Raw genomic sequence first — 25,429 nt, 5'->3', positions numbered from 1 at the left:
GTCTTGCGCACGCTGTCCACTACCGTCGTGGTGCTTGCCACCGCGTTGTCGTTGAGCTGGCCGCTGCCGGTGTGGTGGCTGCAGGGCACCCTGGGGCCCTGGCCACTGCTGCTGATTGGCTGCGGGCTGATCGCCTGGCGCCTGCCCCAGACACGCGGTCTGGCGATCCTTGCCGCCCTGGCGCTGCTGGCGGTGGGGCTTGCCGTCGATGCCGAGCTTGGCATGCGCGGCTACCCGGTGGCCGTCAATGCGGTGCTGCTGGCGTCTTTCGCCGCCAGCCTGTGGCGAGGCATGCCGGTGATCGAACGCCTGGCGCGTCTCAAGGAGCCCGACCTGCCCCCCGCCGGGGTGCGCTATACCAGGCGCGTCACCCAGGCCTGGTGCCTGTTCTTCCTGATCAATGGCGGTATCGCTGCCTGGACGGCGGCCTTTGCGGACCTGGACGTCTGGACCCTGTACAACGGCGTTATCAGCTATGGCCTGATCGCCCTGATGTTTACCGGCGAATGGCTGTGCCGTCGCCGGTTGCGGAGCTCCTCCTCATGACACGCCCCACCATCGGCGCCCCGACAACCCGTGACGGCTATCTGTGTCTGGCAGATCGCCCCTGGCGACAGGCCTGGCCGGACGCTCGGCACCTGTCCTCCCGCTGGTGCCATTCCCGGGATCTTGGCCGGCGAATCGACGCCTGGCTCGCCTGGCTCGCCCCTCGCCCGCACGGACGCTGGCTGCTGCTCGACCCAGACCCGATCACTTTTACTGCAGCCTTGCTGGCACTCTGGGAAAGCGGACAAAGCGCGCTGCTTCCCGGCGATGATCGTCCCGCCACTCTGGCGCGACTGATGCCGCTGGTCGTCGGCCGACTCCCCGCCGAGCCATCGCCGGAAGACACCCAGGATCTTCCTGCCCCGGATTCCCTCGCCACTACACAGCGGGAAACCGATCGGAACTCTGCCGGTGCGACGGTGGTGGCGGCTGACAGCGAGGCGGCGGAAAAAGAGGCGGTGGTGTTGTGCACCTCGGGTTCCACCGGCCAGCCAAGCCTCGAGCCCAAGTGCTTTCGCCAACTCGACGAAGAGCTCGAGCGTCACGCCGCACTGTGGCCGCTGACACAGACAGCCGTGGTCTGTCAGGTCAGTCACCAGCATATCTACGGCCTGCTCGCCGGTATTCTGGCACCGCTGTGTCACGGCGCGCCCTTCTGTGGCGACGACAGCCGCTTCCCCGAGGTGATGGCCCAACGGGTCAGCGAGGCAACCGCAGTCGGGCTGGACGCTTGCCTGGTCGCGAGCCCCGCGCAACTGTCGCGGCTGCCGCAGCACCTGGCCCTGCACCACCAGCGCATTGCCCGGGTACTGTGCTCCGGGGCACCGCTGTCCAGGGACGACGCCATGCGCTGCGAGCGTCTGCTGGATAGCCCGGTGATCGAGATCTACGGCAGCACCGAGACCGGCGGCATCGCCCATCGTCGGCAATCGAGCGGTGATCTCTGGACACCGTTCCCCGGGGTCGAACTGGACCTGAATGACAGCGCCCTGCGATTGCGCTCGCCCTTTCTGGCCCGGCCGGAGCAGTGGTGGGACCAGGCCGACCGGGTCGAGCGCCAGGGCGAGGGCTTTCGCCTGCTGGGGCGCCGCGACCGACTGGCCAAGATCGGCGGCAAGCGTGTTTCGCTGACGGCGCTGGAACAACGTCTGTGTCAGCACGAGGTTGTCGATGACGCCCGCTGCGTGGATCTCGACTTGCGCGACGGAAGGCTCGGCGTGGTGCTGGCCGTGGCCGGCGATGCGCTACCCCAGCAGCACGAGGCCAGAAGACGGCTGATCTCGACCCTGCGCGAGCACCTCGCCAGCGAGCACGAGCCGTCGGCGATTCCGCGCTACTGGCGCTTCGTCGAGTCGCTTCCACTCAATCCCCAGGGCAAGCACGATCACGCTACCCTGCGTCGCTTCTTCGATGACCTCGACGACGATCGTCTGCCGCGCTGGCTGGGCGCAGTGGACGTCGATGACGAGCAGCGCATCACCCTCGAGGTACCCGAGCGTCTGCGCTATCTGGAAGGCCACTTCGAGGGCTTCGCGCTGGTGCCCGGGGTGGTGCTGGTGCAGTGGGCCATCCACCACGCGCGTGAGCGGTATCCGGCGCTTTGCGCCTTTCGCGGCGTCGACCGGCTGAAGTTCCAGAAGGTCCTGCGTCCCGGCCAGCGCCTGACGTTGACGCTCAAGCGTCGTACCGATGGCATCGCTTTCTCGTTCGACTCGCCGAAGGGTCGCCACGCCGGCGGCAGGGTCCGGCTGGAGGCGCGCCATGACTGAGCCCCGCCCCTGCGCCGTGGTACCGGTCTACAACCACCCCGACAGTGTGGCCGGAGTGGTCGGGCGGCTCGTCGATCTGGGCCTGCCGGTGATCCTGGTGGACGACGGCAGTGAACCGTCCTGTCGCCGGGAGCTCGAGCGTCTGGCCAGCGACGGCCACGCGCTGGTGACCCACCAGCGCAATCGTGGCAAGGGCGCGGCGGTGCGCAGTGGGCTGCTCGAGGCCGAGCGGCTGGGCTACAGCCACGCATTGCAGGTCGACGCCGATGGCCAGCACCACCCGGACGACCTGCCTGCCTTCATCGATGCCATGCACCAGACGCCCCATCGTCTGCTGGTCGGCTACGCCCGCTATGATGACAGCGTGCCCAGAGCCCGGCTGTACGGCCGCTACGCCACCCATGTGTGGGTCTGGATCAACACCCTGTCGCGGCGGATTCGCGACTCCATGTGTGGGGTACGTCTCTACCCCCTGGCTGCCGTCAATGGCATGCTGCGTCGGCACCCCTGTGGTGATCGCATGACCTTCGACACCGAGGTGCTGGTGCGCTGGTACTGGGCCGGGGGCGAACTCACCAACCTGCCGGTACGGGTGCACTACCCCGAGCAAGGAGTCAGCCACTTCGCCCTGTGGCGCGACAACGCCCAGATCAGCGCCATGCACGCCCGCCTGTTCGTGGCCATGTGGCCCCGCCTGCCCGGTCTGCTGTGGCGCCATCGGAGGCAGCCATGAACCGCCACTGGGCCGCCATCGGCGAGCGCGGTACCCTCTCGGGGATGCTGTTCATGGTCTGGCTGAGACGCTTCGGCGACTGGCCCTTCCAGCTACTGCTGTGGCCGGTGATCCTGTGGTACTACCTGTCCCACCGCACCGCCCGGCGCGCCTCCCAGGACTACCTGACACGGCTCGATCCGGCGCTCGAACGACAGCCACTGCGGCTGCGGGCGCGTAGCTTTCGTCACTTTCTGTGCTTTGGTCGATCGCTGATGGACAAGGTGGCCGCCTGGAACGGCGAGTATCCCCCCTCGCGGCTGTCCGGCGACGGTGTACAGCACTTCGCCCAGGCCGTGGACGGCGGCCAGGGGGGCCTGATTCTGGTCGCCCACCACGGCAACCTGGACATCGTCAACGCCCTCAGCGAACGCCACCCCTCGCTGGACCTGACGGTGATCATGCACACCCGCAACGCGCGCAAGTTCAACGAACTGCTGGAGCGCGCCACCGGCCGCCGTCGCCCCGAGATTCTCGAGGTCAGCGAGATTTCACCGTCCAGCGCCCAGCGCCTGGACGCGCGCATCCGCGCCGGAGGCTTCGTGGTCATCGCCGCCGATCGCATTCCCTTGCGCCAGGGCCGTACCCGTGCGCTCGAGTTTCTCGGTGCACCGGCGCCCTTTCCCGAGGGCCCCTTCCTACTCGCCAGCCTGCTGCGCTGTCGGCTCTACCGGCTTGCCTGTGTGCGTGATGGCGACGGTTTCGTGGTCGACTTCGACCTGATCGACGACACCTCGCGGTTAGGGCGCCGTGGCCGCAGCGCCTGGATCGCCGAGGCCATGCAACGCCATTGCGCCGACCTGGCCTGGCGCGTCCAGCGCCACCCGTTGCAGTGGTTCAACTTCTTTCCTTTCTGGACCGCCGACGAGACGACTGACCATGACCCACCCCGCTGAGCCGACCGCCCCCTTGATCCTCGATGGCGGCGCCCTGAGCCTGGAGGACGTACTCGATGTGGCCCAGCGCCGCCGGTGCGTCGCGCTGTCGCCAGCTCCCGAGTTTCGCACGCGCATCGAGCGCGGCCAGCGCTTTCTCGCGCGCCTGCTTAAAGAAGACGGCGTGGTCTACGGCGTCACCACCGGCTACGGCGACGCCTGTACCCGACCGGTGGCCCACCAGGACATCGACGACCTGCCCCGCCAGCTGTACACCTTCCATGGCTGCGGCATGGGTCAGGACCTCGACATCGAGGCAGCCCGGGCGGTGGTGCTGGTGCGCCTGGTATCGCTGTGCCAGGGGGTGTCCGGGGTCAGCTTCGAGTTGCTCGAGCGGCTGGCCTGGCTGCTCGAACACGACGTGCTGCCGGTGATTCCCGAGGAAGGCTCGGTCGGCGCCAGCGGTGACCTGACGCCGCTGTCCTATCTGGCCGCGGTGCTGTGTGGTGAGCGCGAAGTCATCGACAATGGTACCCGCCGTCCGGCCGCCGAGGCCCTGGCCGAGCGCGGCCTGGCCCCCTATCGACTGAAGCCGAAGGAAGGCCTGGCGCTGATGAATGGCACCGCGGTGATGACCGCGCTGGGCTGCCTGGCCTTCACCCGTTGCGCCTACCTGGCACAACTGTCGACGCGCATCACCGCGCTGTCGGTTCAGGCGCTGGACGGCAACCCCTACCACTTCGATGCCGAGCTGTTCGCCGCCAAGCCGCACCCGGGACAGCAGCAGGTGGCCGCCAGGCTGCGCCAGGACCTGCACGCACCGCGTACCCCGCGCAACTCACCGAGGCTGCAGGATCGCTACTCGACCCGCTGCGCGCCCCACGTGATCGGCGTCGTCGAAGACGCCCTGCCCTGGTGGCGGCAGTTCCTGACCAACGAGCTCAACAGCGCCAATGACAACCCCTTGATCGATGCCGAGGCCGGCAAGGTGATGCACGGCGGCCACTTCTACGGTGGCCACGTGGCTTTTGCCATGGACAGTCTGAAGCAGGCCGCCGCCAATCTGGCCGACCTGCTCGACCGGCAGTTGGCACTATTGGTGGACAGCCGCTACAACCATGGGCTGCCGAGCAACCTGAGCGGCGCCAGTGCCGAGCGCCTCGCGCTCAATCATGGCTACAAGGCGGTACAGATCGGCGCCTCCGCCTGGACCGCCGAGGCGCTCAAGCTGACCATGCCGGCCAGCGTGTTCTCGCGCTCCACCGAGTGCCACAACCAGGACAAGGTCAGCATGGGCACCATCGCCGCGCGCGATGCCCTGCGCGTGCTGACCCTGGTCGAGCAGGTCGCCGCCGCGACCCTGCACGCCGCGGTGCAGGGCGTCGAACTGCGCAGCCGACTGAACGACGCCGGCGCCGTTCCCGAGCGCCTGGCGGCCTTCGTCGACAGCGTGCGCCGCGACGTCGCCCCCCTGGCTGAGGACCGCGCCATGGACAGCGACCTCAACCACCTCTGTGGCCTGATACGCCGCCGTCACTGGAGGCTCTATGACGCCTGACGATCGCCCGCTACCCCGAGCCGAGGTGGAGCTCGAGGTGCCCTTTCACGACGTCGACATGATGGAGGTGGCCTGGCACGGCCACTACGTGCGCTATCTCGAGATCGCCCGCTGCCGGCTGCTCGACGCCATCGACTACAACTACCTGCAGATGCGCGCATCAGGCTTCGCCTGGCCGATCATCGATCTGCGCCTGCGCTACGCCGCGCCCGCTCGTTTCGCCCAGCGCCTGGCCATCGAGGCTCGCCTGAGCGAATGGGAAAACCGCCTCAAGATCGACTACACCATCCGCTGCGCCGAGAGCCGCAAGCGCCTGACCCGCGCCTGGTCGGTCCAGGTCGCGGTGGGGCTGGACGATGGCGAGATGCGCCTGGCCTCACCACCTGCGCTGATCGAGCGGCTGATCGCCTGGCAGGAGGCGCAACCATGAACCACAGCTCCACGCACCACCGTTCACACCAGCCTCACTGGCCTCACTGGGCTCACGGGAAAAGCCGAGCCTTGAGGGGCGCCCTGGCGGGCACCCTGCTGGTGCTGCCGATGCTGGCAACGGCTGCTGTTGCCTCCACCGGCACGGTACCGAGTCTGCCGCAGTTGAGCCGGCAACTGGAGCAGCATCAGCCGGCCTGCGTGAGTTTCGAGCAGAACCGCTGGATGGCGGACCTGCAGACCGAACTGCCCAGCGCCGGCTACTTTCGTCGCGAGCCCTCTGGGCTGGTGTGGCAGACCCTGAGCCCGATCGAGGATCGGGTCGTGCTGTCCGCCGACAACCCCGAACTGCCACCGGGGCTCAAGGCCCTGCTACCCGTTCTGACGGGACTGTTCGACGGCAACTGGGCGAGCCTTGAAGGGCATTTCAGCGTGCGCCTTGGCGGCAACCTCGATGACTGGCAGGCACAACTTGCGCCCCTGGACAGGGCCATCGCCGAGCGTCTGCAAGGGATCGAACTGGACGGCGCCGAGCAGGTCGAGCACCTTCAGGTCAGCTTCACCGACGGCGATCGTCTGCGCCTCGAGTTGTCGCCGCTGCCCTGTGACGCCCTGACCGGAGCCCCCGGCGCATGAGTCTCGGGGGCACTGATTCAGCCCGCGGCGCGCTGCTGGCGAGTCGCGGCTGGGGACTGGTGCTGCTGGCCTGTATCGTGCTGCTGGCCGTGCAAGTGCTGCGCGGTGCGCCACTGGATACCCGCATCACCGCCCTGCTGCCCGAACATCAGCAGGGCGAGTTGATCGCCCGCGCCGATGACAGTCTTGCGTCCACCTTCGAGCGCCGCTTCTTGTTGCTGGTCGCGAGCGACGCGACGCCGCACGCCGCCCCCGTGGAGGCGGTCAACGAGCTTCGCCAGGCGCTGACGGCCAGCGGCATCATCGCAAGCCTGGATAGCCAGTCGCCGCCGCGCCCGGATCAGACCCTGACCCCCTATCGCTATCGCCTGCTGACCGATTCGCTGGCCCGCCAAGACGCCGAGGCCTGGCGCCAGCGCGGCCTGTCACGGCTGTTCGCCCCAGGCGTCGACGCCGATCTCGAGCGCGACCCCTTCGGCCTGCTCGACGGCTGGCTCGAGGCGCGCTTCCAGGGCCCGGTCAGCTGGCACCCCGGCGGCCCCGGGGTGGTCACCGACAAGACCGAGTGGAGCCTGATCGGCGCAACCCTGGCGGCCAGCCCCTACGACATGGCACTGCAGCAAGAGCTGAGTGCGGTGCTGGAGCGCTTCGGCCAGGCGCATCCCGAGCTGACCCTGCTGCGCGCCGGGCTGGTGTTCCATGCCGCCGCCGGTGCCAGGCAGGCGAGTCACGAGATCGCCACCATCGGTCTGGGTTCGCTGTTCGGCATTCTGGCGTTGCTGGCGCTGGTGTTCCGCCGCCCGCTGGTGATCGCCACGCTGCTGTTGCCGGTGGCCACCGGTCTGGTCTTCGCCAGCGCGCTGACCTGGCTGATCTTCGGCTCGCTCAACCTGATCACCCTGGCCTTCGGCGCCAGCCTGATCGGTCTGTCGGTGGACTACGCGCTGCACCTGCAATGCACCCGCCAGCTCAACCCGGGGCGCTCGCTGCGCTTGTTCTGGCCGGGCCTGGCGTTGGGCCTGGCCTCGAGCCTGTGCGCCTACCTGGTGCAACTGGCGACTCCCTTGCCGGGGCTGCGCCAGATGGCCACCTTCACCGCACTCGGCCTGATCGGCGCCTGGCTCAGCGTGCGTCTGTGGCTGCCACGGCTGCCGCTCTATCACCACCCGGCTACCGCCACCATCGCCAGGTGGCTCGATCGATTGCGTGTCGGCCGCGGCCAGCGTTGGGTGTATCCCGCCCTGGCGCTGGTGCTGGCCGTGGCTGCCGTGCTGGCGCTGACCGGGAGTACCACCAGCCATGACCTGCGCCAGCTCAATCCGTCGCCGGCTGCGCTGATCGCCGAACAGCAGCGGGTGCAGACGCTGCTCGAGCGTCCGGCCAACTTCCGCTACCTGATCGTCAGCGGCGAGACCCCGGATGCCTTGCTGAAGCGCCTGGAACAGCTTGACGAGCCGCTGTCCCGGCTCGAACGGGAGGGCCACCTGTCCTCCCATCGCCACCTGGCCCAGGCGGTACCGTCGATGCAGACCCAGGAGCACAACCTCGAACGGGTGCGCGAGCGCTACGCCGCGGCCCTGCCGGAGCTGCTGACGGCCGCCGGCTTGCCCTCGACGCTGATCCCGCGCCTTGAAGATCCTCTGCACGAGGTGCCCTACCTGTCCCCGCAGACCTGGCTGTCGAGCCGCGCCGGCGAAGCCGACCGTGCGCTCTGGCTCGATGGCCTCGAACGCCCCGCCGCCCTGATCACCATCGGTGAGGTGGACGCCACCGCATCGAAGGCGCTGACGCAGCTCGCCGAGTCACCGGACGTGATCTACCGCGATCGGGTCGCGGCGCTGTCGCAGCAGCTCGCCTTGCTCAGCGAAGAGCTGGTGCGCTGGCTGGCACTCGCCCTGGCACTGCTGGTGGTGGTGTTCGGCCTGCGCTACCGTCGCCACGCCTGGCGGGTGCTGCTGCCGCCGGTGGGCGCAGTGATCATCACCCTGGGTCTCTACGCACTGAGCCACACCGGCCTGACCCTGTTTCACCTGCTGGGCCTTTTGCTGGTGCTCGGCATCGGCCTCGACGCCGGTATCTTCAGCACCGAGCACCCGCAAGACCCTGGCGCATGGCTAGCGATCAGCCTGTCCTGCGCGTCCAGCCTGCTGGCGTTCGGCCTGTTGGCTTTCAGCGCCACGCCGGCACTGCACTTTCTTGGTCAGACCTGCCTGATCGGACTGGTTGCCACCTGGTGCCTGGTCCCCCTGGCCCGAGGCGCGACGGAACGCGCTGGCGTGGCCGCCCACCGGGGTGTCGCAGGAAGCGACACCCAAGAACTGGAGAGTTCATCCCATGGAAGATCGACCTGATACCGACGTCGCCATCATCGGTGCCGGCCCCTCGGGCGCGGCGGCCGCGGCCTGGCTTGCGCGCAAGGGCTATTCGGTCAGGGTGCTGGAGCGCACCCACTTTCCGCGCTTCGTCATCGGCGAAAGCCTGCTGCCCCAGTGCATGGTGCACCTGGAGCGCTGCGGCCTGCTCGAGGCGGCCAAGGCCGGTGGCTACCAGCCGAAAAATGGCGCCGCCTTTTGCCGGGGCGACGACTACGCGGCCATCGATTTCCGTGACAAGTTCAGCGATGGCCCCGGCACCACCTGGCAGGTGCCCCGTGACGACTTCGACCAGCGCCTGATCGAGGGCGCCAGGGCGGCGGGCGCGCGCGTCGACTTCGGCGTCAGCGTCAGCGACTTTCGCGCCGATCCGTTCAGGCCGCGACTGAGCTGTGTCGACGATGACGGGAAGTGCTTCGACATCGAAGCCCGCTTCGTCCTCGATGCCAGCGGCTATGGCCGCGTGCTGGCACGCCTGGAGGCGCTTGACCGCCCCTCCAGCCTGGCCACTCGCTGTGCGCTGTTCACCCACGTCGAAGACCGTATCGATCGCGCCGAGCATGACCGCGACAAGATTCTGATCGGCGTCCACCCGACCCACCCGGACGTGTGGTACTGGCTGATCCCGTTCCGTGACGGGCGGGCCTCCGTCGGCGTCGTCGCCAGTCCCGAGCTGCTCGAGAGCGCCGGCGACAGCGACGACCAGCGGCTGTGGGCGATGCTGGGTCAGGAGCCCCGCTACGCTCGCTTGCTCAAGGACGCGACGGCCACCCGCGAGGTCCAGCGCATCGACGGTTACTCCGCCGATATCACCCGCCTGCACGGGCCGGGCTTCGCGATCCTCGGCAATGCCGGCGAGTTTCTCGATCCGGTGTTCTCTTCCGGCGTCACCATCGCGCTGGACTCGGCGCTGCGCGCGGCGCCACTGGTCGCAGACCAGCTCGACGGCGACGCCGTGGACTGGGCGCAGGACTTTGAAGCACCGCTGCGCCGTGGTGTCGCCACCTTCCGCGAGTTTGTCGATGCCTGGTACGACGGCCGCCTGCCACGCGTCATCTTCCATCCGGATCAACAGCCCCGGGTGCGTCAGATGATCGCCTCGGTGCTGGCGGGATACGCCTGGGACATCGACAACCCCTTTGTCGCCGCCAGCCGTCGACGCCTCACCAGCCTGGCCGAGCGTTGCGAACTGGACAGCCAGGCCGTCGCTCCGTGAAGGTGCGCTCTACGCTCCCGCGCCACCCGCCAAATGGCGGGTGGTCGTGCCCCTGGGCCAGGCTGCGTGGGCCAGGCAGGTCCTTCGCGGCGCTGGTGATACTCTGCCTGCTCGGCGCCTGCGGGTTGGGTCCAGGCGTGGCGCCGATGCCGGCACTGCACACGCTTGCGCCCATCAGCGCTCAGACCCAGCGGCTGACCTTCGAGCACCAGGGCGAGCGCCGCGTGCTGCTCGGCGTGCTGCGTCATGACCACCAGCAGCTTCAGTTGGCGCTGATAAGCCCTCAGGGCCAGCGACTGCTGACCCTGGTGCAGGATGACGAGGGCGCGCGCTTCGCTCCGGGCGCCGCCTTCGAGCCGCCTTTCAGCGCCGACTGGCTGGCCAGCCGCCTGAGTTTCAGCCTGTGGCCCGAAGCACGCCTGCGCGAGGCCTTCGCCGGCAGTGACTGGTCGCTCGCGCAGCGCGACCACGAGCGCCGCATCTATCATCAGGGCCGCCTGGCGGTGCGACTCGAGATGACGCCGACCTGCCACGTGATTCATGATATCGAGGCTGACTACCGGCTCAGCGTGGCGACCCTCGCGCCCTCCCCGGATGCCCGCGAGAACAAAAGCCCGAACAGCAGCGTCAGCACGACCACCACCAACCATAACGCAGTGACCGATTCACCATGCCCCTCGACGTGACACCTGCGCAGACACCCTGCCGACTGCATGCGCCGGCACTGGTCTGCCCCCTGGGGGATGACCTCTCGACCATCGCCGCGCGGCTGTTCGACGGCCAGCACGGTCTGGTACGAAACGATGAATACACCCCCGGCAGGCCGCTGTGGCTGGGCACCGTGACCACGCCGTTGCCCGACGACGGTGACTGGCCGGCGCGCCATCGTTCGCGCAACAATCGCCTGCTGGACGCCGCTTTCGCGCGTCTGCGGCCGACCCTTGATGACTACCTTGCCAGCCATCCCGGGGCACGCCTGGGTGTCGTGCTGGGCACCAGCACCTCCGGTATCGGCGAGACCGAGGCGGCGGTGGCCCATCGTGCCGCCAGCGGCCAGTGGCCGGAGCCCTTCAACTACTGCCGCCACGAGATCGGCGCAGCGTCCGACTTTCTGGCCTGGCGCCTGGCCGCCGAGCGGCCGGATATCCGTCTGATCACCGCCTATACCCTGTCGACCGCCTGCACCTCCAGCGCCAAGGCCCTGGCCAGCGCCAGGCGGATGCTCAAGGCGGGGCTGTGCGACGCCGTCATCGCCGGCGGCGCCGACAGCCTGTGCGGACTTACGGTGAACGGCTTCGCCGCCCTCGAGGCGGTCAGCGACGAGCCCTGTCGCCCCTTCGCCGAGGATCGCGCCGGCATCAATCTGGGCGAAGGCGCCGCACTGTTCCTGGTCACCGCCGAACCCGGTGGCGTTCAGCTCAGCGGCTGCGGCGAGACCAGCGACGCCCACCATATCTCCGCCCCTCGCCCCGACGGCATGGGCGCTCTGGAGGCCATGCGCGCCGCTCTCGAGATGGCCGGCCTCGGTCCGGATCAGATCGACTATCTGAATCTCCACGGCACCGCCACCCGACAGAACGACAGCATGGAGTCCCGGGCGGTCGCTCAAGCCTTCCCCGATGGCGTGGCCTGTGGCTCGACCAAGAGCCTCACCGGCCACACTCTGGGCGCCTGCGGCGCGCTGGAGGCAGCCTTCTGCTGGCTGGCCATGCACCACAACCGGCGGCCGCCACATCTGCACGCAGCAGACCCGCAACTGCCCGCGCTTTCGCTGTGCGGATCTGATACGACGCCAGCCACCGAGGTGCGCCGTACCCTGACCAACGCCTTCGCCTTTGGTGGGAACAATATCGCCCTGGTGATGGAGCGCGCGCCATGACGACACTTCCGACTCCCGTGACAGCACCCCTTATGTCCACTGATGCCTCTTCATCCGGCAGTGCAGACGCGCTGCCCCCTATCGCCGACCTGGTGCCCCACTCCGGCGCCATGTGCCTGCTCGACAGCGTGCTGGAGATCGGTGAGGAACATCTGATCGCCCGTATCACGCCCGACCGGCAGGACCCCTTTGCCAATGACCACGGCATTCCCGGCTGGGTCGGCCTGGAGTGGCTGGCCCAGGCCATTGCCGCCTGGTCCGGGCGGGCCGCCCGCGAGGCCGGAGGCGAACCCCGGATCGGCTTTCTGTTGGGCTCACGGCACTATCACTGCGACGTCGAGCATTTCGTCTTCGATTCCCCTGTCGAGGTCAAGGTCGAACTCGACTACCGCGCCGACAATGGACTCGGCGCCTTTCGTGGTGAACTGCGCGACACCGAGGATCGGCACCTGGCCCACGCCACCCTCAACGTCTTTCAACCCGACAGCGCCGAGACCCTGTCGGCCATGCTCGAGGATTCAGCGCCATGACCGATACCCTGCTCGTCACCGGCTCCAGTCGGGGCATTGGCCGCGCCATCGCCCTGAGGCTCGCCCGCGATGGCTTCGATATCGTGGTCCACTGCCGCAGCCGCCGTGACGCCGCCGAACAGGTGGCCGACGAAGTTCGCGCCCTAGGCCGTGACGCCCGCGTGCTCTGCTTCGACGTCATCGACAGAGACGCCGCCAGAGCCGCTCTCGAGGCCGACATGGAGGTCCACGGCGCCTACCACGGGGTGGTCTGCAACGCCGGCATCACCGCCGACGGCGCCTTCCCTGCGCTTACCGATGACGACTGGGACAGCGTCATCGATACCGGTCTCAACGGTTTCTACAACGTGGTCAAGCCGATCACCATGCCCATGGTGCGACGCCGCAGGCCAGGCCGCATCGTGGTCATGTCGTCGGTGTCGGGGATCATGGGCAATCGTGGCCAGGTCAACTACAGCGCCGCCAAGGCCGGCCTGATCGGCGCGGTGAAGGCCCTGGCGGTGGAGCTGGCCAAGCGCCGGATCACCGTCAACGCCGTGGCCCCGGGACTGATCGACACCGACATGACCGAGGGTCTGGCCAGCGAGGAAGCGCTGAAGGCGATTCCGATGCGCCGCAGCGGTCGCGCCGAGGAAGTGGCCGCCACCGTCAGCTTCCTGTGCTCCGAGGACGCAGGCTATATCACCCGCCAGGTCATCGCCGTCAATGGAGGCCTCTGCTGATGCATCACAATGGACATCGAGCCGATGGACTTGGCCGCCGCGTGGTGGTCACCGGCATGGCCGGCTTTTCTCCCGTCGGCAACGACTGGGACACGATCAAGACCCGACTGCAGCGCGGTGAAAGTGGAATTCGCCACCTTCCCGAGTGGGACGTCTACGATGGGCTCAACACTCGCCTCGGCGCCCCGGTGGAAGACTTCAGCCTGCCCGCCCACTACCATCGCAAGGCCCTGCGTAGCATGGGGCGCGGCGCGCGCATGGCCACCCGCGCCAGCGAGCTGGCGCTCGAGGATGCCGGGCTGCTCGACAGCGACCTGCTGGGCAGCGGCGAGATGGGCATCGCCTACGGGGCCTCCGCCGGCGAGCCCGACGCCGTGGCCGACTTCGGCAACATGCTGATCAACAAGTCCACCGACGGCCTCAACGCCAATTCCTACATCCGCATGATGGCCCACACCGCGCCGGTCAATATCGGCGTCTTTCTCGGCCTACGGGGACGGATTCACACCACCTCAAGCGCCTGCACCTCAGGCAGCCAGGGCATCGGCTACGCCTACGAGGCGATCCGCTTCGGCCGTCAGAAGGCGATGATCGCCGGCGGCTGCGAGGAACTGTCCGCCTCGGAGGCGGCGGTCTTCGACACCCTGTTCGCCACCAGCACCCGCAACGACACCCCCGAGGCAACGCCGCGCCCCTTCGACCGCGACCGCGACGGCCTGGTGATCGGTGAAGGCGCCGGTAGCCTGATCCTCGAGGACCTGGAGCATGCCCAGGCTCGCGGCGCCCGCATCTACGCCGAACTGGTCGGCTTCGGCACCAACAGCGATGGCCGCCACGTCACCCAGCCCGACGCCGCCATGATGGAGCGCGCGATTCGCCAGTCCCTCGACGATGCCGGCGTCAGCCCCGCCCAGATCGGCTACGTCAGCGCCCACGGCACCGCCACCGATCGTGGCGACATCGCCGAGAGCCAGGCAACCCGGGCAGTATTCGGCGAGCGCCAGCCGGTCAGCGCCTTCAAGAGCTTCACCGGCCACACCCTGGGGGCCTGCGGAGCCCTCGAGGCCTGGGTCGCCATCGAGATGATGCGCGAGGGCTGGTTTCACCCCACCCTCAATCTCGACCATCCTGACCCGGCCTGTGCAGAGCTCGACTACCTGCGCGGCGAGGGCCGACGCATCGACTGCGAGTACGTGATGAGCAACAACTTTGCCTTCGGCGGCATCAACACCTCCTTGATCTTCCGCCGCTGGCCGTAGCTGAAGCCCAAGGGGCCACCAGGCCTCCCACCAAAAAGAAAGGAAACGACACCATGAGAAAGGGAATCCTCGCACCGACGCTACTGATCGCAGGCCTTGGCGCAGCCGCCAGCGCACAAGCCAGGGACACCCCCTACTTCCTGCCGATCCAGGAAGCCCTGGCCACACCGGCCGCCCAGGAGAAGCTGGACCCGAACATCCGCTTGGTGTTTGCCGATGCCGGCGGCAACGTCAGCCAGGACTTCGGTGAGGTGGTCACCAGCCGCAAGACCAACGCCTTCAACAAGACCGACGAAGAGGCCTGTCGCTGGGTCATGCTGTCGGCGCTGATCGCGCTCCAGGATAGTGCCCGCCAGCAGGGCGGCAACGCCGTGGTCAATATCGAGAGCTTCTACGACAGGAACGCACGCGCCTCGACCAGCGAGTACGAGTGCCACGCCGGCGCCTTGATGGCCGGTGTCGCGCTGAAGGGCGATGTCGTCACCCTGCGCTGAGGCTCGTCTCCCACGCCTGCTGCTGGCCATCGCCGAACTGCCGGCCAGCGGCACGCCCGATCAGGGTGCGGCACGGGGGAGACTACAGGGAATTGGGTCGCAGCAAGCACGCCAAGGACACGACAACGGACGACAGCCGCGACGCATTCAAGCAGGCATTCGCGGCGAGGCTGCCTCGCACCTGGGTCGTGAACGGCTCAGCCGACTCGCCGCCGGACTCGGCTTTGACTGCCCTGTGGCGGGCTGGTCGCCCCGCGGTGCCGGGCCGCCTCGCCACCCCGGGCTACCCTCGCCCTGGACCACGTGCCTCAGCCACAGCGGCAGCCTGGTCGTCGCTGGGCTCGCCGAGGTGCCGGTAGGGCTGGATATCGAATGTCCCGACCGGCGACAGCGACAGCGTCACCGAAGCCGCCTCGATGGCCTGATCGCGACGCTGCCCGAAGCCAGCGTACGCAGGGCCATCCAGCGGGCGCCGGATGCCCTGGCAGCCTTCTACCGCGCCTGGACCCTGTACGAGGCTCACTACAAGCTCGGCTGTCTCGAAGGCCAGCCCCCGGACCACGTCCTTGCCACCCGCATCGGCTCATTGATGGCGCCTGATCTGACCGACATAATCAGCCATTCAAATAGCCATTCCAATAGCCATTCGAATAGTCAGCAGTCGAGCGATCCCCTCTACGCCTGGCAGGCCCAGGATGACCGCCTCACCCTGAGCCTGTGCGCCCGTGAACCCGAGCTGACCATCGAGATGCACTTGGGTGGATTGGAGTTGCCGGACTGGACGGGGCTTCCTCAGACATTCGATTGAGAGAGCGTCATCGGCGCCGGATGGGGCCATCTGGAAAGCAGGAGGTGGGCCTTATTCACTGCTGTCCTGCCTTATGCTTGTCTTCTCAGCTCCGCCACCTGCTCAAGCTCGAGTTCACAGATTTCTGCGATTTCGCGGTCATCCATGGCGGTGCGCGCAAGCAGGTTACGCGCGGCTTCCAGGCGCCCTTCCTCGCGCCCTTCCTCGAGTCCCTTCTGCTTCCACTGTTCAGGCCATCGTTTGGCACGTTCCGACAGCATGGTGTGTACCTCCTCAAGGTCATTGAGCGCCTGCCACTGCTCGTGGTCGTCGTTCCCGCCCGGCACCCAATTGGGCAGCAGGACACGCTTGATCCATGTCGCGAAGTGGCGCCGCAGCCGAGCCTGCCCGGGTGATTTCAACCACTCCACCAACTGGCCGATGGTGTCGATCACGTCCTGTTGGCTGTGGTGATACTCCAACCGAAAGATAGCGGCAACCAGGTTGCGGGTGTCCGTAGGCCAGCGCTCGTCGGCGACGATTGCACCTTCATCCAGCAGCAGATAGGACTGCGAGGGTTGGTAGCGAGCCAGTTGTGCCGCTGCGGGATGAATCAGTTCGGACAGCTCCTTCGCGGCACTCCAGCGCCTTTCTCCATTGTAGAGGACGATGGGCAGTACCGGCGGCAAGCTGCGCTTGCTGGCCAACTTTCTCTGCTTTACCAGGTCCTGATACAGCAGACCCACGTAGGTCATGATGCGTAGCGCCATGAAGGGATCGACGCTGCTCTGAAACTCGATCAGTAGATAAAGGTAATGACGGAGGCTGCCGAGAATCAGGCAGCCACTAATCGGCGAGTTAACAAGCGCACGCGTTCAGCACCGTGCCTTCCACCAAGGTCTACCCCATTCGAGGCATTCCTGCCTTGCCTAAAATGTCAGACATTAACTATAGTAACGTCGAACATTATGGAGGCCTGGATGGACGCTCTCGCTTCACTCCCGAGGCCCGCCGAGGGTCGCGGTGCCGCGGCGCTGGCCGAGGTACTGGCACGGGCGATTCTGTCGGGACACTGGCAGCCGGGGGATCTGTTTCCTCGGGAGCTGGATCTGTGCCAGCACTTCGAGGCCAGCCGCAATCGGGTGCGTAACGCCCTGGGCGAACTCAGCGCGGCGGGTCTGATCGAGCGCACCGCCGGTCGCGGCACCGTGGTGCGCGATATCGTCGACTGGCATCTGCTGGATCCGCAGATGAGCGGCTGGATGGCCAGCCTGGACGCGCCCCACCCGCAACTGGTCGAGGCGGTGTTTGCCTTTCGCCTGGCAGCGGAACCCTATATCGGCGAGCTGGCGGCGCTTAACGCCTCCGGCGAAGACCTGGCACGCATCGAACGCGCCTTTGAAGGCATGCAGGAGACCGCCGATGCGGCCTCACAGCGACTGGCCCACGCCGAGCACGATGTGGCCTTTCACGACGCCATCTATCGCGCCAGCCACAACCTGGTCTGGCGCCAGATGGGGCTGCTGTTGAGACCTTCCATCGTGGCCCTGATCCAGCGCTCGCAGCGCCATGCCGGGAGTTCCTCTGACGGCCCCACGGACGACGCAGCAGGCGGCCATGCGCGTGGACTCAGCGACAGCCTGGAGCGCCACCGCCAGCTACTCGAGGCGATTCGCCTGAGGCAGCCAGAGCAGGCCCGCCGCGCCACGGAACTGCTGCTCGAGCGCACCGCACGTGACCTGGACAAGACACTCCCGGCCAGTGGCATCACGACACCGGCGTCGCGACACCTTTAAGCCCGTCCGCTCGCTTCACCCAACCCCATCGACATCGGGCCAAGCAGGCCCCCACAAGAGGCATCGACCATGAAGATCACCCGACTCAAGACCTGGCAGGTTCCGCCGCGCTGGTGCTTTCTCAAGATCGAGACCGACGAGGGCGTCTACGGCTGGGGCGAGCCGGTCATCGAGGGCCGGGCCGCCACCGTGGAAGCCGCGGTGCACGAGCTGTCGGACTACCTGATCGGCCAGGATCCGCGCAATATCGAGCACCTGTGGAACGTCATGTACCGGGCCGGCTTCTATCGCGGCGGCCCGATTCTGATGTCCGCCATCGCCGGCATCGACCAGGCGCTGTGGGACCTCAAGGGCCGCGAACTCGGCGTCCCGGTGCATCAACTGCTGGGCGGCAAGGTGCGTGATCGCATGCGCATGTACGCCTGGACCGGCGGCGATCGTCCCGCCGACGTGGGTGCCGGCGCCAAGGCACTGACCGATCAGGGATTTACCGCCTTCAAGATGAACGGCACGCCGGAGATGCAGATCGTCGACAGCCATCGCAAGATCGACGAGGCGGTCGCCCGCATCGCCGAGGCTCGCGACGCCGTCGGCCCCGATGTGGGCATCGCGGTGGACTTCCACGGCCGTGTCCATCGGCCCATGGCCAAGACGCTGATGCGCGAGCTCGAGCCCTATCACCTGATGTTCATCGAGGAGCCGGTGGCTCCCGAGCACCTGCCGGTGCTCAAGACCATCGCCCAGGATCTGGCCACCCCGATCGCCACCGGCGAACGCCTGCACACCCGTTTCGCCTTCCGTGACCTGCTCGCCGACAACATGGTCGATATCGTCCAGCCGGACCTGTCTCACTGCGGCGGCATCAGTGAAGGCTTGAAGATCGCCACCCTGGCCTCGGCCTACGACGTGGCCCTGGCACCCCACTGCCCGCTGGGCCCGCTGACCCTGGCGGCGTCGCTGCAGCTGGATGCGGTATGTCACAATGCCTTTATCCAGGAACAGAGCATGGGCATCCACTACAACAAGGACAACGACGTGCTCGACTATCTGGTCGACAAGAACGCGCTGGCGATCGAGGACGGCTTCTGTGCCATTCCCGAGGGGCCAGGCCTAGGCGTCGAGATCAACGAGGCGTTCGTCGAGGAACGCGCCAAGGTCGGACACCGCTGGCGCAACCCGGTATGGCAACACGATGACGGCTCCGTCGCCGAGTGGTGAGCGACGGCTGATCGCGTTGCCGAACAATGACAACAGTCCTGGTGGATGCGCGCCCCAAGGTGCCATCCGCCAAGTTCGAGGAGACGTCATGTCCCGTTCCGCATCCCCCTGCCTTGGCGAGGCTCGCGCCATCGTCGAGGCACCCTGCGAACTCGGCGAGGGTCCCAGCTGGGACGCCCGGCGTGGCGAGTTTCGCTGGCTCGATATCCTCGGGCACCGCTTCCATCGCTACCGCCTCGAAGACGGCGATCATCGGTCCCAGGCGCTGGATGAGCTGGTGTCCTTCGCCGCCCCCTTGACCAGCGGTGATGATCTGCTGGTCACCGAACACGGCCTCAAGGAACGCGACCACGCCCACGGCGGCGTGTCACCCTGGCGCGAGGTGGAGGCTGACAACCCGGTGACGCGCAGCAACGATGCGCGCATCGATCGCCACGGCGGGCTGTGGTTCTCGACCATGGGCAAGGCCGCCGAAGCCGCAGCCGGCAGCCTCTATCGCCTGTACCGCGGCGAGATCTTCTGCCTGAAGCAAGACATCACCATCCCCAATGCCCTGTGCTTTTCACCGGATGGTCGCCTTGGCTACTTCACCGACACCACCACCGGAGTGGTCATGCGCTGGGCGCTCGACGCCGAGGGCTTCCCGTTGCGCCAGGATGGCGGCGCCTTCCTTCAGGACGGGGTGGCGGCAAGGCCCGAACAATTGGCCGAGCCCGAACCCTGGGCGGACTTCAACGACGACCCGGGAAACCCGGACGGCGCAGTGATCGATGCCGATGGCTACATGTGGCTGGCGCTATGGGGTTCAGGGCGGGTTGCCCGGCTGACGCCGGATGGCGAGGAGGTCGGTCATGTCAGGGTCAACGCCGACCAGCCCTCCTGCCCGGCCTTCGGCGGGCGTGAGCTGACCACCCTGCTGATCACCACCGCCACCGAAGGACAGCGAGAACACAAGGAAGGCCGCCAGGACGGCGCCACCTTCCTGTTCGACCTGAGCGAAGCGCTTCCCGGCGTACGTGGGCTCGATGATCCACCGATCGCCCTGCGCTGAATCGCTGCTCACATGCCGCCGCTTTCGGCTTGTCCATCGGCGGCGCCCCCAGGTTTACGACGCACCCCCAGAGGCCTGAAGCATGAGCGAATCCGACTCTCCCAAGGCCGCCATCATCACCGGTGGCTCACGCGGTATCGGGGCCGACATCAGTCGGCGTCTGGCCAACGATGGCTATGCAGTGATCGTCAACTACGCCCATCACCGCGAGGTCGCCGACGGCCTGGTCGAGGAGATCCTGGCCCAGGGCGGCGCGGCGCTGGCCGTTCAGGCAGACATCTCACGCACCGACGAAGTGGCGCAGCTTTTCGACACTGCCATGCAGCGCTTCGGTCGCGTCGATGCGCTGGTGAACAATGCCGGCGTGCTCAAGGCGGTGCCCATCGCCGAGGCGGCGGACGACGACTACGACACGCACTTCGAGACCAACACGCGCGGCACCTTCAACACCCTGAGGGAAGCCGCCTCGCGCCTGGAAGATGGCGGCCGAATCGTCAACCTGTCGAGCAGCGCGCTGGCGCTGAATCTGCCTGGCTACGGGCTCTACAACGCCACCAAGGCTGCGGTGGAGTCGCTGACCCGAGTGTTTGCCGGCGAGTTGCGCGGCAGGCGGATCACCGTCAACGCGGTAGCGCCGGGACCGGTGGATACCGAACTGTTCCGCTCGGGCAAGACCGAGGAACAGATCGAAAGGTTCACCCATATGCCACCACTGGAGCGACTGGGCCAACCGCGTGACATCGCCGCGGTGATCGCCTTCCTGCTAAGCCCCGAGGCCGAGTGGATCAATGGCCAGGTCATCCGCGCCAATGGCGGCTTCGCCTGAAGCAGCGTCGTCAAGGCTCAGCGCAGTTCTTCGTTGGCGGCGTCGCGGATGCCGTCCCCGACGCGACTGCGCAGCCACTCGGTGGCGGCCTCGGCGGTCATTGGTCGTGAAATCAGGAAGCCCTGCAGCATATGGCAGCCTTGCTCCGCCAGGTGGTCCGCCACCGTCTGGTCTTCCACCCCCTCGGCGACCACGCTGAGCCCCAGATGGTGAGCAAGCTCGATCGTGGAGGACACGATGACGTCGTCCTCGGACCCCTTCACCAGCTGCATGACGAAAGACTTGTCGATCTTCAGCTCCTGGACCGGCATGCGCTTGAGCTGGGCCAGCGACGAATAGCCCGTTCCATAGTCATCGATGGCCAGCTCCACCCCCATGGCGCGCAATGACTGCAGCTTGCGCGCCCCCATCTCCGGCGATTCCATCAGCGCGCTCTCGGTGAGCTCGATGCACAGACACTCGCCGCGCAGGCCATGGCGGTCCAGCGCCCGCTCGACCCGCTTGATCAACCCTGGCTGCTGCAGGTCCATGGCCGAGATATTCACCCCGAGGCGCACATTGAGCCCTGCCTCGCTCCACCTGGCCAGCTGCTGGAAGAATGCTAGTATATGATGAACCTTTTCCAAGACATTTTTCATCATGCCTCAAGCGATCTCCTACATCCGCTTCAGCTCAGCCCAGCAAGGTGCTGGGTCTACCACTGAGCGCCAACAAGCCATGGTCAGTGAGTGGCTAAATAGGCACCCAGATGTTCACCTATCGGCATTGTCACAGCAGGATCTAGGCCGCAGTGGATTCTCAGGTGACCACCTCAAACATGGACTAGGCCGTATTCTGGATGCAATCGACGTAGGCAAGATCAATGCTGGTGATTTCATCCTTGTTGAAGCGATAGACCGTCTAGGCCGCCTAGACGCTATGGATATGGTTTCGTTGGTCAACAGCATTGCGTCCAAAGGAGTGATCATCGTCACCCTTGAAGATCAACAGACTTATTCGAAAGAGGTCATACAGTCCAACTCCTCTTTGATCTATGTGCTAGTAGGTAAGGCTCAGCAAGCAAACGAATACAGCCGAAATTTATCAAGGCGTATCTCGGCGTCGTATGAAAGTAAGCGAAGGAAAGCGCGAGCCGGTCAGGGTATCAAAAAATCCACACCCTTCTGGCTCAATACCAGTGGGGCTCTGATCCCGGAACGCGCAGAGGCTATTAAATCTTGCATCTCTATGTATCTGGATGGGCATGGGCCGAGGAACATCCTACAAACACTTATTCCATCCCACCCCGTACTGAAGAAAACGCACCCGTCGACTCTAAAGCGCTGGCTAAAGTCTAGAGCACTCATTGGAGAATGGGAAAACAAGGGAGACCCTATTAAAGAAGTTTATGAACCACTCATAGATACAAACACATTCTACAAAATACAACGAAGCCTAAACTCAAGATCGCTTTCGATGTCGCCGGATCAGCAGTACCTACTATCCGGTCTTGTTCGATGCGGATCATGTAGAAAACGCCTGTACTACCGGACACGAGACTACAATGGAAAGAAAATCATTTATGCAAATTGTTCAACCTACCTAAGGCGTGGCAAGCTATTCTGCGACAACAATACGACATGGCCATATGAAGCCTTGATGAACATATTCAACGTAACTTTTATCGAACATCTAGGCCGCGCTGCTTGGGATCAAACCAAGTCCAACCTCGCCACCGAACTTGATACCATAAATGGGGAAATTAATGAAATTGACACACAAATAAAGTTTGTACTGGAAACTGGATATAGCGTGTTGCCAGACAGCCAAGTGGTCAGAGATAAACTCTCAACACTCGCAGAGCAGAGAAAGCCGTTAGAAACTAGAGCCCACGCTATTCAAGCAGAGTTATCTGTTGATCAAGTAAGTAATGTTAAGACGCTTGAGGCTATGGCCGTTGACGGAAACGAGTTTATATCCATTGCACTTCAGGATGACACACGCCTCCGCACCATCCTAAGCAAGACAAGCTATCAGATTGAAATGATAGGTAAGGTAGCTACCATACCCATCGAATTTGGATCAGATAAGCTTCATAAATTTGAACTAACCAAACGAAGCCAGCGCCATAAATGTTACATCATCAAGCAGACCATACCCGAATTCGAAACAGAAATAATTGATCTTGACCAAGGAGGGGTGAGAGATACCGTAACAGTAGATAGCGAGATAACTTGGCGCGCCGTAAACCGTGACGGTATTTTGGCAGAGTCTGCCAGTGAAAATGAGTTAATGGCCGAGTTAGAAAAAGTAAAATCACGAGAAAATTAGAAATAATATGAGGTCCAACGGTGGATATTCCCATTGGCCTTGGCGCCTACTTGATAACTTTACCGCGCACCCAGAAACAATTTCCAAATTACTCATACTCAAAAAACATGTTTGCATAGAGCAAATAACTCAGAAAAAATAAGTATGCGCACCGGGGTCCATAAAGACAGGTGCGCAACCAGGATTATAAACTTTCACCCACAAGAATTACTTAAACAAATTTTTAACCATTTGCGCTTTCCAATTCCCCCTTTTTCCTGCCAAAGTTTCAACATTTAGTGTATTAAGTGAACCGGCCAAATCATTATAACTTACGCATTCCATGAAAACTTCCTTACCACATTTCAAAGCCCCCGGACAATCGTTATTTCGGCAAAAATCTGGAATGACGTATTGAGCGATGTGATTGCGAAGTTTAGCTCGTTTTTCATTCTTAACCTCGGCTGCTCGATGGGAAGCCGTAGATGTGTTTCTGTTGAGTTTCATACCCCACCCTCTACCTTAAAATACGCGGCCTCTACGGATTTTGATGCTGGAAATATAAATACAACTGAAGTCTCACAAATGCATAGCCATGCGGTATGGCCGTGAGCCTTCAGGGAAATGAAGTTAGTCTACGCTTTTACAGCGGGAACGCTCTTCATCTACCTACATTTTACATTATAAATGATGCTTTCTCTACACGAACGGCATTGGTATCCTAATGCCTAAAGGAAAGTGCATCATACATAGATTAGAAAAAGGATCAGAAGAGAAATGGATAAAATCAAAACTGAAATAAATAAAGAAAGCCTGGTTGAAATGAAAAGAATCAATTCAGAAATTCAACTTAGAAAGGAATATGAGATTTTCTTGAAAAGTATAAAAACACGGTACCATTTAACAGTTAGCTTTTCCTATGGAATGCATGAAACAAAAAGCGAAAGTTGTTTAAACATGTTGATGAAATTTATGAATAGAGCCATACTGAAAAAAAGATATGGAAAGAACAATCAATTTATTGAGGGTATAGCTATCAAAGAATCAACATTTGGCATGGAAAATATACACTACCATATATTAATCGCTGACAAAGAAAACAAGCTCCCTAGTAAAGACAGAATGGAGCAATTAATCGAAAAAAAAATTAGACTAGTTAATGGAAGGCAATCAAGCCTAAACAAAATAACAAAGTTCCACCTTCAGGATTATTACGCTGGTGACGAAAACTCATCTTTAGAAAAATATTTAACAAAACTTTTTGAAAAGCCAGGAAAATCAATAGCAGAAAAAATTGATTGCTTTTATCCTTTAAGCCTGAGTGGTATCGACTCTACTTATTGAAAGAATAATAATCAACAACAAAAAAACATAGAATTTGGTCCACCCAACATTTAAGGCTCCTTTAATTTCGGCATTCGCTATGACAATAATATTATCGAAGCCTTATTGTTTCTCATTACACTTCATGTCATAATTCAAACCTTACTGTCTAACGACAAATCAATCATATTTGACTTCACTTTTTGCACTGTGTAGGTGCTAGCGCCAGCGTGCTCAGCAGTCTTCCGAATACTGAATCCAGCCTTTAGAAGCTCGGCAATGCGTTTATGTTTTACTTCATCGACAGGCCTTCCATTATACTTTCCCTGTGTTTTCGCTTTCTCTATGCCTTGCTGCTGGCGCTCTCGGCGCTGTTCATAGTCCTTTCTTGCTATGGCAGCCATCATATCGAGCATCATCGAGTTGACTGCATCGAGCATCCTAGCAGTAAACTCATCATCCTCGTTTGCTCTCATTGCTTGATGGCTAGTCGGAAGATCCACAGACACAACACGCAATCCTTTCTGATCAATTTCTGAACGTAACTTTTTCCAGTCGTCGACAGGCAGTCGCGAAAGCCTATCGATGCTCTCAACCAACAGTACATCACCCTGCAGCGCATCCGTAAGTAGTCTCTGAAGCTCTCTGCGCTCCGTTGTGGCTCCGCTAGCATTCTCCACGTACTGACAGGCGATTACCTTTTCAAAGCCCTGCGTAAAGGTCTCAAGGCTATCCTTAGCTCTGCTGGCATCTTGATCATGAGTGCTGGCACGAAGATAGGCGCGAATAAACATGATGACCTCTGTGCTGGTTTGGTGTAATGAAATCTAAACGTATTGTTTTAACCGTAAAAAATCGACTTACCAGCACGAATTTCGACTGAAAAGTCGCGTATTGAATACGGTATACCCAAAAAATCACATCCGCAACCCAATAAAACAAACTCAAATAAGAATCATCCTAATTAAAATTCAACTCCATTTATGTAGCTAGTACCTCTACTTCTATTACTGCAGGGACAATTGAAATGCCTCCTCCAATGCAATACACGCTCTAGGGCAGAGATTAGTATGGCGCGATGA

26 protein-coding genes are annotated in these 25,429 nt (G+C 63.3%); 22 read left to right on the top strand and 4 right to left on the bottom strand.

The window, feature by feature from the left end:
- Positions 1-3: 3 nt before the first annotated feature.
- From NFH97_RS11490 to NFH97_RS11415, 16 genes are all read left to right on the top strand, one after another.
- Positions 4-546, top strand: a complete 543-nt coding sequence (locus tag NFH97_RS11490; RefSeq protein WP_261395575.1) for a COG4648 family protein — start codon at positions 4-6, stop codon at positions 544-546.
- Complete coding sequence (locus NFH97_RS11485) at positions 543-2,315, top strand: ApeI family dehydratase (RefSeq protein ID WP_222517073.1); 1,773 nt, start codon at positions 543-545, stop codon at positions 2,313-2,315. Before NFH97_RS11490 ends, NFH97_RS11485 begins: the two co-directional genes overlap by 4 nt.
- Positions 2,308-3,048, top strand: coding sequence for a glycosyltransferase family 2 protein (locus tag NFH97_RS11480; RefSeq protein ID WP_349624832.1), 741 nt, complete (start codon positions 2,308-2,310; stop codon positions 3,046-3,048). Before NFH97_RS11485 ends, NFH97_RS11480 begins: the two co-directional genes overlap by 8 nt.
- Entirely contained in the window at positions 3,045-3,983 is a 939-nt protein-coding gene (locus NFH97_RS11475; RefSeq protein ID WP_349624831.1) for a lysophospholipid acyltransferase family protein, read from the top strand. The genes NFH97_RS11480 and NFH97_RS11475 overlap by 4 nt, the downstream gene beginning before the upstream one ends.
- Positions 3,967-5,520, top strand: a complete 1,554-nt coding sequence (locus NFH97_RS11470; RefSeq protein WP_349624829.1) for an HAL/PAL/TAL family ammonia-lyase — start codon at positions 3,967-3,969, stop codon at positions 5,518-5,520. Before NFH97_RS11475 ends, NFH97_RS11470 begins: the two co-directional genes overlap by 17 nt.
- A complete protein-coding gene (locus NFH97_RS11465; RefSeq protein ID WP_045993622.1) occupies positions 5,510-5,950 on the top strand; it encodes an acyl-CoA thioesterase in 441 nt (146 codons plus the stop codon). Before NFH97_RS11470 ends, NFH97_RS11465 begins: the two co-directional genes overlap by 11 nt.
- On the top strand, positions 5,947-6,585 hold the full coding sequence (locus NFH97_RS11460) for a LolA-related protein (RefSeq protein WP_222569638.1): 639 nt from the start codon (positions 5,947-5,949) through the stop codon (positions 6,583-6,585). Before NFH97_RS11465 ends, NFH97_RS11460 begins: the two co-directional genes overlap by 4 nt.
- Positions 6,582-8,936 (top strand): MMPL family transporter, encoded by a 2,355-nt coding sequence (locus NFH97_RS11455; protein ID WP_349624828.1) that lies wholly within the window; start codon positions 6,582-6,584, stop codon positions 8,934-8,936. Before NFH97_RS11460 ends, NFH97_RS11455 begins: the two co-directional genes overlap by 4 nt.
- Positions 8,920-10,173 carry an NAD(P)/FAD-dependent oxidoreductase gene (locus NFH97_RS11450; protein ID WP_348814915.1) on the top strand — a complete coding sequence of 418 codons (1,254 nt, stop codon included), beginning with the start codon at positions 8,920-8,922 and terminating at the stop codon, positions 10,171-10,173. The genes NFH97_RS11455 and NFH97_RS11450 overlap by 17 nt, the downstream gene beginning before the upstream one ends.
- 146 nt (positions 10,174-10,319) lie before the next feature.
- Positions 10,320-10,859, top strand: coding sequence for a DUF3261 domain-containing protein (locus NFH97_RS11445; protein WP_213230404.1), 540 nt, complete (start codon positions 10,320-10,322; stop codon positions 10,857-10,859).
- The gene (locus NFH97_RS11440) at positions 10,844-12,052 is read left to right on the top strand and encodes a beta-ketoacyl-ACP synthase (protein WP_348814916.1); all 1,209 of its coding nucleotides are present in this window, start codon (positions 10,844-10,846) and stop codon (positions 12,050-12,052) included. The genes NFH97_RS11445 and NFH97_RS11440 overlap by 16 nt, the downstream gene beginning before the upstream one ends.
- 32 nt (positions 12,053-12,084) lie before the next feature.
- The gene (locus NFH97_RS11435; RefSeq protein ID WP_108133502.1) at positions 12,085-12,582 is read left to right on the top strand and encodes a hotdog family protein; all 498 of its coding nucleotides are present in this window, start codon (positions 12,085-12,087) and stop codon (positions 12,580-12,582) included.
- On the top strand, positions 12,579-13,304 hold the full coding sequence (fabG, locus tag NFH97_RS11430) for a 3-oxoacyl-ACP reductase FabG (RefSeq protein ID WP_222517081.1): 726 nt from the start codon (positions 12,579-12,581) through the stop codon (positions 13,302-13,304). Before NFH97_RS11435 ends, fabG begins: the two co-directional genes overlap by 4 nt.
- On the top strand, positions 13,304-14,563 hold the full coding sequence (locus NFH97_RS11425) for a beta-ketoacyl-ACP synthase (protein ID WP_213230398.1): 1,260 nt from the start codon (positions 13,304-13,306) through the stop codon (positions 14,561-14,563). Before fabG ends, NFH97_RS11425 begins: the two co-directional genes overlap by 1 nt.
- A gap of 53 nt (positions 14,564-14,616) precedes the next feature.
- Positions 14,617-15,057 (top strand): excinuclease ATPase subunit, encoded by a 441-nt coding sequence (locus NFH97_RS11420; RefSeq protein WP_222517082.1) that lies wholly within the window; start codon positions 14,617-14,619, stop codon positions 15,055-15,057.
- Positions 15,038-15,865, top strand: coding sequence for a 4'-phosphopantetheinyl transferase family protein (locus NFH97_RS11415; RefSeq protein WP_222517083.1), 828 nt, complete (start codon positions 15,038-15,040; stop codon positions 15,863-15,865). The genes NFH97_RS11420 and NFH97_RS11415 overlap by 20 nt, the downstream gene beginning before the upstream one ends.
- Before the next feature lie 71 nt (positions 15,866-15,936).
- Here the strand turns inward: NFH97_RS11415 and NFH97_RS11410 are convergent, their stop codons facing one another.
- Positions 15,937-16,680: an Rpn family recombination-promoting nuclease/putative transposase gene (locus NFH97_RS11410; protein ID WP_349625500.1), complete on the bottom strand. Its 744-nt coding sequence runs from the start codon at positions 16,678-16,680 to the stop codon at positions 15,937-15,939.
- A 144-nt stretch (positions 16,681-16,824) separates the two neighbouring features.
- Between NFH97_RS11410 and NFH97_RS11405 the strand changes: the two genes are divergently transcribed.
- The 4 genes from NFH97_RS11405 to NFH97_RS11390 all read left to right on the top strand — a co-directional run bounded on the left by NFH97_RS11405 (position 16,825) and on the right by NFH97_RS11390 (position 20,735).
- Positions 16,825-17,640, top strand: a complete 816-nt coding sequence (locus NFH97_RS11405; RefSeq protein ID WP_222517084.1) for a FadR/GntR family transcriptional regulator — start codon at positions 16,825-16,827, stop codon at positions 17,638-17,640.
- 69 nt (positions 17,641-17,709) lie between these two features.
- Positions 17,710-18,858 (top strand): galactonate dehydratase, encoded by a 1,149-nt coding sequence (dgoD, locus tag NFH97_RS11400; protein ID WP_108449241.1) that lies wholly within the window; start codon positions 17,710-17,712, stop codon positions 18,856-18,858.
- An 88-nt stretch (positions 18,859-18,946) separates the two neighbouring features.
- On the top strand, positions 18,947-19,909 hold the full coding sequence (locus tag NFH97_RS11395) for an SMP-30/gluconolactonase/LRE family protein (RefSeq protein WP_349624827.1): 963 nt from the start codon (positions 18,947-18,949) through the stop codon (positions 19,907-19,909).
- 82 nt (positions 19,910-19,991) lie between these two features.
- Positions 19,992-20,735 carry an SDR family oxidoreductase gene (locus tag NFH97_RS11390; protein WP_349624826.1) on the top strand — a complete coding sequence of 248 codons (744 nt, stop codon included), beginning with the start codon at positions 19,992-19,994 and terminating at the stop codon, positions 20,733-20,735.
- Positions 20,736-20,752: 17 nt separating this feature from the next.
- Here NFH97_RS11390 and NFH97_RS11385 read toward each other — a convergent pair whose 3' ends face one another.
- The gene (locus tag NFH97_RS11385; RefSeq protein WP_349624825.1) at positions 20,753-21,376 is read right to left on the bottom strand and encodes an EAL domain-containing protein; all 624 of its coding nucleotides are present in this window, start codon (positions 21,374-21,376) and stop codon (positions 20,753-20,755) included.
- Here NFH97_RS11385 and NFH97_RS11380 point away from each other — a divergent pair.
- Positions 21,375-23,045 carry a recombinase family protein gene (locus tag NFH97_RS11380; RefSeq protein WP_349624824.1) on the top strand — a complete coding sequence of 557 codons (1,671 nt, stop codon included), beginning with the start codon at positions 21,375-21,377 and terminating at the stop codon, positions 23,043-23,045. The two genes, NFH97_RS11385 and NFH97_RS11380, sit on opposite strands and share 2 nt — an antisense overlap.
- A gap of 207 nt (positions 23,046-23,252) precedes the next feature.
- On the opposite strand, the gene NFH97_RS11375 is transcribed toward NFH97_RS11380, so the two are convergent.
- Positions 23,253-23,531, bottom strand: a complete 279-nt coding sequence (locus tag NFH97_RS11375) for a hypothetical protein (RefSeq protein WP_349624823.1) — start codon at positions 23,529-23,531, stop codon at positions 23,253-23,255.
- Positions 23,532-23,801: 270 nt separating this feature from the next.
- On the opposite strand from NFH97_RS11375, the gene NFH97_RS11370 reads away from it, so the two are divergent.
- A complete protein-coding gene (locus tag NFH97_RS11370) occupies positions 23,802-24,368 on the top strand; it encodes a hypothetical protein (protein WP_349624822.1) in 567 nt (188 codons plus the stop codon).
- 134 nt (positions 24,369-24,502) lie between these two features.
- On the opposite strand, the gene NFH97_RS11365 is transcribed toward NFH97_RS11370, so the two are convergent.
- Positions 24,503-25,141 carry a recombinase family protein gene (locus NFH97_RS11365; protein ID WP_349624821.1) on the bottom strand — a complete coding sequence of 213 codons (639 nt, stop codon included), beginning with the start codon at positions 25,139-25,141 and terminating at the stop codon, positions 24,503-24,505.
- Between the last annotated feature and the right edge of the window lie 288 nt (positions 25,142-25,429).

The organism is Halomonas sp. SCS19, assembly GCF_040147015.1.
GTDB classification, from domain to species: Bacteria; Pseudomonadota; Gammaproteobacteria; order Pseudomonadales; family Halomonadaceae; genus Halomonas; species Halomonas litopenaei.
The sequence above is the reverse complement of the archived record's forward strand: the minus strand, read 5'-3'. Positions and strand labels throughout refer to the sequence as shown.